Origin of the sequence: Azospirillum sp. TSO35-2, from assembly GCF_003116095.1 — a bacterium.
In the GTDB taxonomy this organism is placed as follows: domain Bacteria; phylum Pseudomonadota; class Alphaproteobacteria; order Azospirillales; family Azospirillaceae; genus Azospirillum.
In genome coordinates this window covers 151,994-164,364 of sequence record NZ_LGRA01000021.1, presented here as the reverse complement: position 1 = coordinate 164,364, position 12,371 = coordinate 151,994, and the positions used below count along the sequence as shown (strand labels likewise).

The 12,371-nt window shown below is 68.7% G+C and carries 13 protein-coding genes; 3 read left to right on the top strand and 10 right to left on the bottom strand.

Translation table 11 applies throughout. From position 1 onward, the window contains the following. On the top strand, positions 1-984 hold the full coding sequence (locus tag TSO352_RS16960) for a homoserine kinase (RefSeq protein WP_109108502.1): 984 nt from the start codon (positions 1-3) through the stop codon (positions 982-984). Between the two features lie 4 nt (positions 985-988). Continuing rightward, a complete protein-coding gene (gene rnhA / locus TSO352_RS16955) occupies positions 989-1,480 on the top strand; it encodes a ribonuclease HI (protein ID WP_109108501.1) in 492 nt (163 codons plus the stop codon). A gap of 45 nt (positions 1,481-1,525) precedes the next feature. Here the strand turns inward: rnhA and TSO352_RS16950 are convergent, their stop codons facing one another. Continuing rightward, positions 1,526-2,008, bottom strand: coding sequence for a peroxiredoxin (locus TSO352_RS16950; protein ID WP_109108500.1), 483 nt, complete (start codon positions 2,006-2,008; stop codon positions 1,526-1,528). Between the two features lie 142 nt (positions 2,009-2,150). Next, complete coding sequence (locus tag TSO352_RS16945; RefSeq protein WP_109108499.1) at positions 2,151-4,277, bottom strand: protein-disulfide reductase DsbD domain-containing protein; 2,127 nt, start codon at positions 4,275-4,277, stop codon at positions 2,151-2,153. Between the two features lie 195 nt (positions 4,278-4,472). On the opposite strand from TSO352_RS16945, the gene TSO352_RS16940 reads away from it, so the two are divergent. Continuing rightward, positions 4,473-5,063, top strand: a complete 591-nt coding sequence (locus tag TSO352_RS16940; RefSeq protein ID WP_109108498.1) for a YqgE/AlgH family protein — start codon at positions 4,473-4,475, stop codon at positions 5,061-5,063. A 189-nt stretch (positions 5,064-5,252) separates the two neighbouring features. Here the strand turns inward: TSO352_RS16940 and moaE are convergent, their stop codons facing one another. From moaE to TSO352_RS16900, 8 genes are all read right to left on the bottom strand, one after another. Further along, positions 5,253-5,705, bottom strand: a complete 453-nt coding sequence (moaE, locus tag TSO352_RS16935; protein ID WP_109108497.1) for a molybdopterin synthase catalytic subunit MoaE — start codon at positions 5,703-5,705, stop codon at positions 5,253-5,255. Positions 5,706-5,709: 4 nt separating this feature from the next. Then, complete coding sequence (gene moaD, locus TSO352_RS16930) at positions 5,710-5,961, bottom strand: molybdopterin converting factor subunit 1 (RefSeq protein ID WP_109108496.1); 252 nt, start codon at positions 5,959-5,961, stop codon at positions 5,710-5,712. A gap of 11 nt (positions 5,962-5,972) precedes the next feature. Further along, complete coding sequence (gene glp, locus TSO352_RS16925; RefSeq protein WP_109108495.1) at positions 5,973-7,226, bottom strand: gephyrin-like molybdotransferase Glp; 1,254 nt, start codon at positions 7,224-7,226, stop codon at positions 5,973-5,975. A gap of 56 nt (positions 7,227-7,282) precedes the next feature. Further along, a complete protein-coding gene (locus TSO352_RS16920; RefSeq protein ID WP_109108494.1) occupies positions 7,283-7,930 on the bottom strand; it encodes an HAD hydrolase-like protein in 648 nt (215 codons plus the stop codon). Next, on the bottom strand, positions 7,920-8,423 hold the full coding sequence (gene mobB, locus TSO352_RS16915) for a molybdopterin-guanine dinucleotide biosynthesis protein B (RefSeq protein WP_109108493.1): 504 nt from the start codon (positions 8,421-8,423) through the stop codon (positions 7,920-7,922). Before mobB ends, TSO352_RS16920 begins: the two co-directional genes overlap by 11 nt. Before the next feature lie 10 nt (positions 8,424-8,433). After that, a complete protein-coding gene (pgsA, locus tag TSO352_RS16910; protein WP_109110693.1) occupies positions 8,434-9,036 on the bottom strand; it encodes a CDP-diacylglycerol--glycerol-3-phosphate 3-phosphatidyltransferase in 603 nt (200 codons plus the stop codon). Between the two features lie 108 nt (positions 9,037-9,144). Beyond that, complete coding sequence (gene uvrC, locus TSO352_RS16905; RefSeq protein WP_199231747.1) at positions 9,145-10,989, bottom strand: excinuclease ABC subunit UvrC; 1,845 nt, start codon at positions 10,987-10,989, stop codon at positions 9,145-9,147. Positions 10,990-11,537: 548 nt separating this feature from the next. Next, entirely contained in the window at positions 11,538-12,308 is a 771-nt protein-coding gene (locus TSO352_RS16900; protein WP_109108491.1) for an SDR family oxidoreductase, read from the bottom strand. Between the last annotated feature and the right edge of the window lie 63 nt (positions 12,309-12,371).

Sequence of the window (12,371 nt, the reverse complement as noted above, 5' to 3'; positions counted from 1 at the left end):
ATGGCCGTATACACCGAAGTCACCGACGAGGATCTCAGCGCCTTCGCCGCCCAGTACGATCTGGGCGCGGTGCTGTCGTGCAAGGGCATCGCGGAGGGGGTGGAGAATTCCAACTTCCTGCTGGTGACCGAACGCGGACCCTACATTCTGACGCTCTACGAAAAGCGCACGCGGAAGGAGGATCTGCCCTTCTTCCTCGGCCTGATGGAGCATCTGGCCGACAAGGGCATCGCCTGCCCGCTGCCGGTCGCCGGGCGGGACGGGGTGGCGCTGCGCGAGTTGTGCGGCCGCCCGGCGGTGATCGTCACCTTCCTGGCCGGCATGTGGCCGCGCCGCATCACGCCGCAGCATTGCGCCCAGTTGGGCGAGGCGCTGGCCCGCCTGCATCTGGCCGTCGGCGATTTCCGCATGGAGCGGCCGAACGCGCTCGCCCTGCCCGGCTGGAAGGATCTGTTCGCCAAGTCGGCCGACCGCGCCGACGAGGTGGCGCCGGGGCTGCGCGCGACCCTGGAAGACGAACTGGCGGCGCTGGACGCCAACTGGCCGGCCGGCCTGCCGTCGGGCGTCATCCACGCCGACCTGTTCCCCGACAACGTCTTCTTCCGCGGCGACCAGTTGTCCGGGCTGATCGACTTCTACTTCGCCTGCAACGACTTCTTCGTCTACGACGTCGCGATCTGCATCAACGCCTGGTGCTTCGAGATCGACGGCTCGTTCAACGCCACCAAGGCACGGCTGCTGCTGAGCCACTACCGCCGGGTCCGGCCGCTGTCGCGGGCGGAACTGGACGCCCTGCCCTGGCTGTGCCGCGGCAGCGCCGTGCGCTTTTTGCTGACCCGTCTCTATGACTGGCTGAACCACCCGCCGGGCGCCTTCGTCCGGCCGAAGGATCCGCTGGAGTATCTGCGCAAGCTGCGCTTCCACCAGTCGGTCCGCGGGCTTGGCGACTATTTCCTGGACGATTCCGACGTGGCGGAGAGCTGAGGCGATGACCGACGACGTTTCTTCCGCCGAGGTTTCATCCGCCGAGTCCGGCCCCAAGGCGGTGGACATCTTCACCGACGGCGCGTGCAGCGGCAATCCCGGCCCCGGCGGCTGGGGCGCCATCCTGCGCTACGGCGCGGTGGAAAAGGAGCTGTATGGCGGCGAGCCGGCGACGACCAACAACCGCATGGAACTGATGGCGGCGATCCAGGCGCTGGAAGCGTTGAAAAAGCCGGTGACGGTCAATCTCTACACCGACAGCGAGTATGTGAAAAACGGCATCACCAAGTGGATCCATGGCTGGAAGGCCAAGAACTGGACCACCGCCGACCGCAAGCCGGTGAAGAACGTCGATCTCTGGCAGCGGCTCGACGCGGCGCAGAAGCAGCACCGCATCGAGTTCCACTGGGTCCGCGGCCACGCCGGCCACCCCGAAAACGAACGCGCCGACGAACTGGCCCGTCGCGGCGTCGCCGACGTGCGGGCGCGGTCGTAACGACGCCCCTCTCCCCACAAGGTATGGGGAGAGGGAGATGCATCCTTACAGCGCTTCCAGAACCGCCTCGGCCGACGACACCTCGAACTTACCGGGGGCCTCGACGGCGACGTGGGTGACCTTGCCGTCCTTGGCGACCAGGGCGAAGCGCTGGCCGCGGGTGCCCAGGCCATAGCCCGAACCGTCCATCGTCAGGCCCAGCGCCGTGGTGAAGGTGGCGTTGCCGTCCGGCAGCATGGCGACCTTGTCGCCGACGCCGCCCTTGTCACCCCAGGCGCGCATCACGAACGGGTCGTTGACGGCGAGGCAGATGATGCTGTCGACGCCCTTGGCCTTCAGCGCGTCGGCCTGCTGGACAAAGCCCGGCAGATGCTTGGCGGAGCAGGTCGGGGTGAAGGCGCCGGGGACGGAGAACAGGACCACCGTCTTGCCCTTGAACAGCTCGTCGGTGGTCACCTCCTGCATGCCGTTGTCGGTCAGCCACTTCAGCGTGACGGAGGGAATGGTGTCGCCAACCTGGATGCTCATCGTCTCTAACCCTTCCATTTTTGGTAAGGCCGGACCCTCTTGGCGGAGCGCGGCCCTGTCTCCCTTCTAGACCCCGCGACCGTTGGCCGCAAGGAGGGCCGACGATCGGCCGGCCCCCTGTTCCGCTCCGCGGATGGAACGCCTATGAACGGGGGCCGCCGGCCTTGGCCAGCGCCTCCAGCACCGCGCCATCGCTCAGCAGTTCCGGCAGCGCGATGCCGTCCGGCGCGCCCGGCCCGTAGACGATGTTGAAGGGAATGCCATAGCGGCCATGATCGGCCAGGAAGCGGGCGATCGTCGCATCCGGCCGCGTCCAGTCGGCGCGCATCGCCACCACCGCCGGATCCTCCAGCCGTTGGGCGACGTCGCCGCGATTCAGCACCAGCTTCTTGTTGGCTTGGCAGGTGATGCACCAGTCGGCGGTGACGTCGACGAAGACGGTGCGGCCGGCGGCGACATCGTCGCGGATCGCCGACTCGGCGAAGGGCACCCAACGCGCCTTGGCCTCGCTCACCATCGGCGCCGCACCGGCGGAGGGGCCGACCGCCGCCGGCATGGCGAAGGCGGCAAGCGCCAGAACGCCGGCCAACCCACCAGCCAGCACCGGCCCGCCGCGCCGCCCCGCGACGCGCAGGTAACGGCCCAGCCACAGCGCCAGAACCAGCGCCGCCATCAACAGCCCGACCGTCGCCGCGGCGACGTCACCGATCTGCGCGGTCAGCACCGACAGCAGCCACAGCGCCGTCACCATCAGGGCAAAGCCCATCACGGTCCGCAGCGTCGCCATCCAGCGTCCCGGACGCGGCATCCAGGCGGCGATGCGCGGCCAGGCCGCCACCGCCAGATAGGGCAGCGCCAGCCCGACGCCCAGCGCGGCGAAGATGGCGAACACCTCCAGCGGCCCCTTGGCCAGCGCGAAGCCGACCGCGGTGCCCAGGAACGGCGCCGAACAGGGGGTGGCGAGCAGGGTGGCGAAGGCGCCGGTGGCGAACGGACCGGCCAGCCCCTCCCCGCCCAGCCGGTCGGCCAGCGCGCGCGGCAACGGCACCTCGAACAGGCCCCACAGGTTGGCGGAGAACAGGGTGACCAGCACCACCATGAAGACCAGGAACAGCGGCTGCTGGAACTGGATGCCCCAGCCGACCGCCCCGCCCGCCGCCTTGACCGCCACCAACACCGACGCCATCAGCAGGAACGAGGTCAGGATGCCGGCCGCGCTCGCCAGGAAGCCGGCGCGCACGGCGGCCGGCGCCCGCCCGCCATGCTTCACCACCGACAACAGCTTCAGCGACAGCACCGGCAGCACGCAGGGCATCAGGTTCAGGATCAGCCCGCCGAGCAGCGCCACCCCCAGCATCGCCAGCAGCCCGGCACCGGCCGGCGCCCCAGCGGCGGCGGTGCCCGCGCTCGCGGTCGCGCTCGCGGTCGCCGGCGCCTCGACCGCCTTGTCGCCATCGACCAGGGTCAGCGTCATCGGCCGACCGGCGAGATCCAGGCCGGGCTGGGCGTCGGTCGCCGACAGGGTCAGGCGGACATGGCGGTCGTTGTCGGAAAACACCGTCCTGGGCGCAGAGAAGCTCAGCGGCGGGTCGGTTTCGACGAAAACGTCCGGGGTGACGAAGCCATCGGCGGCGGTCGCCTCGACCTCCAGCGTGGTGCCGCGACCGCGCACCGCATCGATGCGCAACAGACCGTTCGGCCCCTTCGGCACCAGCGCCTGGGCGCGGGCGACCTCGTTGGCCGAGCCCGACGGGTCGGCCGGACCGGCGGGCAGCGCCAGCGCGAGATCCAGCGTCTGCGGCACGCAAATCTCCGAACAGACCAGCAGTTCGGCGGTCAGCGCCAGACCGACCGGCTGGCCCGGTGCCGCCGGCACGCCCTGGACGGGGAACAGCACCGCAGTGTCGTAGCCGGCCGTTTCGAACCCGAGAACGGAAAAGCGATGCGGTGCCGGATAGGCGAGCGTAGCGTCCTTGAGGTTGGCCGAGCGGCTCCAGTCCAGGCGCGGGGCGAATCCAGCGTCACCGGGGGAGCGCCAATAGGTCTTCCACCCCGGCTCCATCCGCAGTTCCAGCCCCAGCGGCAGCGCCGTCAAGTCGCCGGCGGCGCGCACGGCGGAGACCAGCCGCGCCTCCACCGGGCCGGCCTTCACCCAGGCACCGACGCCGTCCTGCGCGCCGTCTTGAGCCAGAACCGGAGACGCCGCGCCAATCAGCCCGGCCACGGCAAGCCCGGCCAGCCGCTGGAAGAAGGAGGCATGTCTTTTCATCGCGCGCACTGTTCTCTTCCGTGCAGGGGGCGCATCGGCGTCCCGACGCCCTATATATATAGCCCATATATAGGTGACAAAACTCCGCCGGTGCTGTCAAACTCGGGTGAAAGCGTCACCAGAGCGCCAACCACAACCGAACGTTCGGACGGAACAGGCCACCTGATCCGGACCGACGACCAAGGATAACCGCCCATGCCGCGCCTGACCAAGTCTCCAGACTCCAAGACCACGGAATCGCTGACCGGCCAGTTGCTGATTGCCATGCCCGGGATGGAAGATCCCCGTTTCCAGCGCACCGTCATCTACGTCTGCGCCCACAACGAGGATGGGGCCATGGGGCTGGTGGTGAACCGGCTGTTCGGGTCGATCACCTTCGAGGATCTGCTGGAACAGCTCGATATGAACATCCCGCAGCCCGCCAACAACCTGCCGGTCCATTACGGCGGGCCGGTGGAATCGGGCCGCGGTTTCGTCCTGCATTCGACCGACTATGTCCGCGACGGCACGCTGGTGGTGAACGACGATGTGGCGCTGACCGCCACCATCGACATCCTGCGCGCGATTTCCGAGGACCGCGGCCCGCGTCGAAACCTGCTGCTGCTGGGCTATGCCGGCTGGGGCCCCGGGCAACTCGACGCCGAATTCCAGGCCAACGGCTGGCTGAACGTGCCCTGCGACGAACAACTGCTGTTCGACACCGACCTTGATGCCAAGTGGGAGCGCGCGATCGGCAAGCTGGGCGTCAGCGTCTCCATGCTGTCGGGCGAGGCCGGCCACGCGTGAGAGGTTCTGATTGCAGGGTTCAGTCCAGGATCAGCGGGCAGGATTGACACGGATTTAACGGATTTTTTGAACCTGGAGGCGCTCCGACCTTGTGGGAAAACAGCCACGATGGCGAGGCGGCATCCGTGTAATCCGTGACATCCGTGGAGATCTTGCCCCCGACGCCACGGCTTCGAGCCCAACACACCCCTATTCCGCCCACCGCGCGGCGGCCGCATCGTCGCTGTCCTTCGCCTCGACCCAGCGCTCACCGTCGGGGGTGGCCTCCAGCTTCCAGAAGGGCGCCTTCGTCTTCAGCCAGTCGATCAGGAACCGGCAGCTGTCGAAGGCGGCGTCGCGGTGTGCCGACGCGGTGGCGACCAGCACGATCTGGTCGCCCGGCTCCAACCGGCCATAGCGGTGGATGACCAGCACATCGTCCAGCGGCCAGCGTCGCCGCGCCTCCGCCTCGATCGCCTCCAACTGCCGTTCGGTCATGCCGGGATAATGCTCCAGCGTCATGGCGCTGACCGCCTCGCCACCGGCGATGTCGCGCACCAGCCCAACGAACAGCGTCACCCCGCCGATCGAGGTGCGGCCGGCCGTGAAGGCGGTATATTCGGCGCCGACGTCGAAATCCTCGGCCTGGACGCGGATCGTCATGTCGTCAGCCCCCCGTCACCGGCGGGAACAGCGCCACCTCGTCGGTCGCCGACAGCGGGTGATCGTAGGGCACATGCTCCTGGTTGACCGCCACCTTGACGACCTTGCTGTTGGCCAGCGCCTCGGCGTGGCGGGGGCTGCGGGTCTTCAGCCAGTCAACCAGCGCGCCGACCGTCGTGACCTCCGCCGGCAGATCGACCGTCTCGGTCGGCACGCCGATCTTGCTCCGCAGCCAGGCGAAATAGAGAATCTTCATCACCGGATCTCCTAGTGGAGTTCTTTGAAGGACAGGAAATCGACCATCATGCCGGGCTCGACACAGTCGAGATCCTCGGGCAGCTCGATCAGTCCATCGGAGTCGACCAACGACGACAGGACGCCCGCCCCATCGCGCGGGTATTTGGTCACCGTCAGCCCGCCGTCGGCGGCGCGCGTCAGCGACCCGCGCAGATACTCGCGCCGGTCGGGTTTTTTCTTGTGGGTGAAGGCGGCGCGCACCGGGATCGGCGTCGGCGTCTCGTCCGCCGCCCCCATCAGCCGCAGCAGGATCGGACGGGCGATGCGCAGGAAGGTCACCACCACCGCCACCGGGTTGCCGGGCAATCCGACGAACACCGCGTCGCGCACGCGGCCCAACGCCACCGGCCGGCCGGGCTTGATCGCCAGGCGCCAGAAATCCAACCGCCCGTTGGCCTCCACCGCCGGCTTGACGTGGTCCTCCTCCCCGGTCGACATGCCGCCGGAGGTGATCAGCGCGTCATGGGTGGCCGACGCCGCGGCCAACGCGTCGCGGATCGCCTCGACACGGTCGGGCAGGATGCCGAGGTCGGTGACGGCGCAACCGAGCCGAGCCAGCAGCGCGATCAGGGTGAAGCGATTCGCGTCATAGACCGCACCGGCATCGAGCGCCGCCCCCGGTTCCCGCAACTCGTCGCCGGTCGAGAACACGGCGACCCGCAACCGCGTGCGCACCGCCAGCGTCCGCCAGCCGAGCGACGCGGCCAGCCCGATGTCCTCCGGCCGCAGCCGGCGCCCGGCGGCCAGCACCACCGATCCCTTGGTCACGTCCTCGCCCGACAGCCGGCGGTTGACGCCACGGCGGATGCCGGGCGGCAGCGTGACGGTCGCGCCGTCGCTGCGGCAGTCCTCCTGCATCACGACGGTGTCCATGCCGGCCGGCATCGGCGCCCCGGTGAAGATGCGCACCGCCTCCCCCCGCACCGCCGGATGGCCGAGCGACTGGCCGGCGGCGACCCGCGCCGTCACCGGCAGCGTTGTCGGCCCGGCGGCGGCGAGGTCGTCATGGAAGACGGCGTAGCCGTCCACCGCCGCGTTGTCGTGCGGCGGCACGCTGAACGGCGCCACGAGGTCGTCGGCCAGAACACGGCCCAACGCCGCGGTCAGCGGCACCTCCTCGCGACCCGTCACCGGCCCGACCCGCTGCATCAGCAAGGCCAGCGCCGGTCCCACAGCCATCATCGGGCCGCCAAAGGCGAAACAATCATTGTCGAGCTGCACCATGGGGGCACTCTAGTCCGTCGCGGCGGTGGCTGCGAAGAGGGAAAAGGCGATCGCGGTCAGCCGTCGAACAGGCCCGCAATCTCCTCCACCCGGGTCAGCAGTCGATCCGGGCGGTGCGCCGCCAGCGCGTCGACCCGGCTGTAGCCCCAGCCGACCGCCGCGCAAGCCATGCCGACCCGCCGGGCCGCGTCGATGTCGCGCAGTTCGTCGCCGATGGCGATCGCCCGGTCGGCGGGAATACCGGTCTGGCGCATCATCCGGCGGAACTTGGCCGGCTTGCCGAACAGCGACGAGCCGCAGCCAAGATGTGTGACCAGGGCGGCGTTCTCCGGCCCCAGCACCCGTCGGATGTTGTCGGCCGAATTCGAACTGACGATGGCGATGGATACACCCCGGCCATGCAGCGCCTGCAGCGTCGCCGGCACACCATCGAACAGCCGGACGCCGTCGATGTCGCGCGCCATCAGCCCGCGCATGTGGTTGGCGATGAAAGGCAGCTTCCAGCCGGGCACGCGCAGGTGCCGCATGATCCGCCGCGCGTCGTACCCGCGCAGTTGCTCGACCTCATCCGGTTCCACCGGCTTGAAGCCGTAGCGCTCGGCCACGCCGTTCAGGACCCCGACGAACCAGGGAAAGCTGTCGGCCAGCGTGCCGTCGAAGTCGAAGATGGCGAGCCGGCGGAGCCCGGTGGCGTCACCGGGCAAGCCCGCAGCGCTCCACCACGAAGGCCGCAACCGCCTCGGCGTCGTTCAGATCCAGGACCGGGACCGGGCAGTTGGGCACCGGGCCGTTGCTGGCCACCGCGACGATGGTGGGGTCATCGGGGGCGATCAGCGGCTTGTCGACCTCGGCGCGCCACACCTCCAGCTTCTCGTGGGGTTCGCGCTTGAAGCCCTCGATGATGAGCAGGTCGACCGGGGCGACCTTGGTCAGCAGGACGTCCAGCGTCAGCTCCGGTTCACCGTCGCGCATCTCGTGCATCAAGGCCCAGCGGCGGGGGGAGCTGACCAGCACCTCGGTGGCGCCGGCCAGCCGATGGTTGTGGCTGTCCTTGCCGGGGTGGTCGATGTCGAAGCCCTTGTGGGCGTGCTTGACGGTCGACACCCGCAGGCCACGGGCGGTCAACGCCGGGATCAGGCGGACGATCAGCGAGGTCTTGCCGCTGCCACTCCAGCCGGTCAGCCCAAAAATCTTCATCGGATAACTCTCAACCGGCGCTTCGGGCGGAACGGGCGGCGGCCGACTTCGCCGGCTGCTCGGCCATCATGTGGGTCAATCCGGCGCGCATGTAATCCCAGCCGGTGTAGAAAGTCAGCGCGGCCGCAATCCACAACCCGACGGTACCGATGAAGGTGACCGGCAGGTTGGGTGGACCATAATCGCCGACGATCAGAAAGCCCAGCGCGATCATCTGGATCGTCGTCTTCCATTTCGCCAGCCACGTCACCGGCACGCCGACATGTAGGCCGGCCAGATACTCGCGCAGGCCCGACACCAGCACCTCGCGCAGCAGGATCACCACCGCCGGCAGGATCGACAGCCCGGTCAGCCGGTGGAACCCCGCCAGCATGATCAGCGTCGCCGCCACCAGCAGCTTGTCGGCGATGGGGTCCAGGAACTTGCCGATGACGCTCTCCTGCGCCCAGGCGCGCGCCAGATAGCCGTCGAACCAGTCGGTGATGCAGGCGGCGGCGTATAGCGAGCAGGCGGTGTAGGCGGCCCACGCCTCCGGCACATAGAACAGCCCGACGACCAGCGGGATCACCGCGATGCGCGACAGGGTCAGCAGGTTGGGCAGGCTGGTCAGCATGACGGAGGACTCGAACCGCTGGAGGAGATCGCTGGACGGGGCCGGATCGGCCACCATCCGAACGCCGTGCGGCCGGATGCCGTGTGGCCGCACGCGGGTGCCCGCATTCTAACCATCGGGATGGAAGTGATCGTATATCTTTTTAGCGACGGTCCGATTGATCCCCTCCACCGCCTCCAGATCGGCCAGTCCGGCGCGCGCCACGGCGGCCCCGCTGCCGAAATGGTGCAGCAGCGCCTTCTTGCGGGCGGGACCAATGCCGGCGATCTCGTCGATCGGCGACTTGCCGATCGCCTTGGTCCGTTTCGCCCGGTGGGTGCCGATGGCGAAGCGGTGCGCCTCGTCGCGCAGTCGTTGCAGGAAATACAGCACCGGGTCGCGCATCTCCATCTGGAAGGGCGGCCGATTCTCCATGAAGAAATGCTCGCGCCCGGCGTCGCGGTCCGGCCCCTTGGCGATGCCGACCAGCGTCACATCGTCGATTCCCAGCTCGGCGAACACCTCCAGCGCGACGTTCAACTGCCCCAGCCCGCCGTCGATCAGCACCAGATCGGGCCAGGTGCCGAGCGTGCGCTCCGGATCCTCCTTCACCGCCCGGCCGAACCGGCGGGTCAGCACCTCGCGCATCATGGCGAAGTCGTCGCCGGCCGCCCCCGGTGCGCGGATGTTGAACTTGCGGTAGGCGTTCTTGATGAAGCCCTCCGGCCCGGCGACGATCATGCCGCCGATCGCGTGCGCGCCCTGGATGTGGGAGTTGTCGTAGACCTCCACCCGCTCCGGCGGCGCGTCCATGCCGAAGACCGCCGCCACCCCTTCCAGCAGCCGCGCCTGGGAGGAACTTTCGGCCAGCCGCCGGCCGTGCGCCTCGCGGGCGTTGGTCAGCGCGTGCTCGACGATCCGCCGCTTCTCGCCGCGCTTGGGCTCGGCCAACTCGACCTTGTGGCCGGCGCGCAGGCTCAGCGCCTCGGTCAGCAGGTCCAGCTCCGGCAAGGCGTGGCTGACCAGCACCAGCGGCGGCGCCGCCTTGTTCTCGTAGAACTGGGCGATGAAGGCCGACAGCACCTCGTCGGTGTCCGCCGCCTTGTCGTGGCTGGGGAAATAGGCGCGGTTGCCGTAATTGCGCCCGCCGCGGAAGAAGAAGACCTGGACGCAGGTCGACCCGCCTTCCGCGTAGGCGGCGATGACGTCGGCATCCTCCACCACCCCCTCGACGTTGATGTCCTGGTGGGCCTGGATCGCGGTCAGCGCCCGGATTCGGTCGCGGTAGCGCGCCGCCGTCTCGAAATCCATCGCGTCGGACGCCGCGGTCATCTTTTCCGCGAACTCGGTCTGGATGTCGCGGCTCTTGCCCGACAGGAAGGCGCGGGCCTGATCGACCTGGGCCCGATACTCCTGCGGCGAGACCCGGCCGACGCAAGGCGCGGTGCAGCGCTTGATCTGATATTGCAGGCAGGGCCGCGTGCGGGCGGAAAACACCGTGTCGGCGCAGTTGCGCAGCAGGAAGGCGCGCTGCAGCGCGGTGATCGTCCGGTTCACCGCCCCGGCCGAGGCGAAGGGCCCGAAGTAGTCGGCGTCGCGCCCGCGGGCGCCGCGGTGCTTGGTCAGCTGCGGATAGTCGTGGTCCTTGGTGATCATGATGTGCGGAAACGTCTTGTCGTCCCGCAACAGCACGTTGTACCGCGGCATCAGCTTCTTGATCAGGTTCGATTCGAGAAGCAGCGCCTCCACCTCGGTGTGGGTGTTGACGAACTCCATCGTCTCGGTCTCGGCGACCATGCGCTGGAGCCGGATCGGCAGCTTGGCGACCTGGGTGTAGTTGGTCACCCGGCGTTTCAGATTGCGCGCCTTGCCGACATACAGGACCGCCCCGTCACCCGCCAGCATGCGATAGACACCCGGCGTCTGCGGCAGGGTTTTCAGATGCTCACGAATGATTTCCACGCCGCGGTTGATGTCGGCCGGGCGCCGTTTCGGCCGCGCCGCGACCGTGTCCGCGGCGGCCGGACCAGCGGAAGCGCCGCCGGATGACGCGGACCCGTCCGGAGCGGCGGCGGCCTCGGGGGTGTCGGGGGGAGTGGAGGAATGCGTTTCGGACATGACCAGAATGTCGTCGAGCCGCCTTCGCGGGTCAACCGTCCGGCACGCCTCCGGCGCATCCGGGACGACTCACCACCCCGACAGACTATCCACCATTCCTGTGGATAAGTTTGTCGATAACGAAGGGGGTACACCGTCGGGAGCTAGGCGCCGCAAGGACTCCCATGCGTCCGCCTATTTTTTAGGCATTTTGGCTAAGCTATTGATTTCCCTAGGTCAGGCTTGAGTCAAGGGTGGCAATTGACGCGCGGCCACAAAATTGTCCCAGGCGTAAAGGCGGTGCTTGCGCCGGGTGGGACACCTGTGTAAAACGCGCGGTCCCTGTCACCGCACCGCACCCGCCACGGCCTTGTCCGGGCCTTGATCGACCCTGTCCGCGTCGGTTTCCGCACTGAAACAATGCGCTATTCGGTGGGGACGAAGCCATGCGCCGGCTGCGCCCATCCCAGATGCTCCCCACCATCCAGCGCGATCATCTGGCCGGTCATCGCCGGGGCGGCGATCATGAAGCGGATGGCGGCGCAGATCTCCTCCGGCGTGGTGCCGCGGTGCAGCGGGGTCGAGTCCCACTGGGCCGCGAACTCCTCCTCCGTCTGGCGGTCGTTGCGCAGGGTCGGGCCGGGTCCGATGCCGTTGACGCGGATGCGCGGGGCCAGCGCCAGCGCCAGCGTCCGGGTCAGCGCCCACAGCCCCATCTTCGACAGGGTGTAGGAAACGAAGTGCGGGGTCGGGTTCCACACCCGCTGGTCGATCACGTTGACGATCAGCCCGCGCTCGTCCTGCGGCAACCGGAACGCGAAGTCCTGGGACAGCACGAACGGGGCGCGCAGGTTCGCCTCCATGTGGGCGTCCCATGATTCGCGGGTGGCGTCGGCAACCTCGTCGCGCTCGAAGCGGGAGGCGTTGTTGACCAGCAGGGTCGGCGGACCCAACCGGTCGCACACCGCCGGAACCAGCGTCTTCACCTCCGCCTCGCGGTCGAGGTCGGCGGCGAAGGCGATGGCACGGCCGCCGGCCCGCGCGATCTCGGCGACGACGGCGTCGGCCTCGTCCCGTGACCGACGGTAATGGACGGCGACGTCCCAGCCCTGGGCTGCCAGATCGAGCGCGATGCACCGCCCGATGCGCTTGCCGGCCCCGGTCACCAGGGCCGTTTTCCTCTTGATCTCGACCATGCCGCCATAGGTACCTTGCCACCGGCGCGGGTCAAGGGGAGAGAGGTGTGATGGAACGCAGAG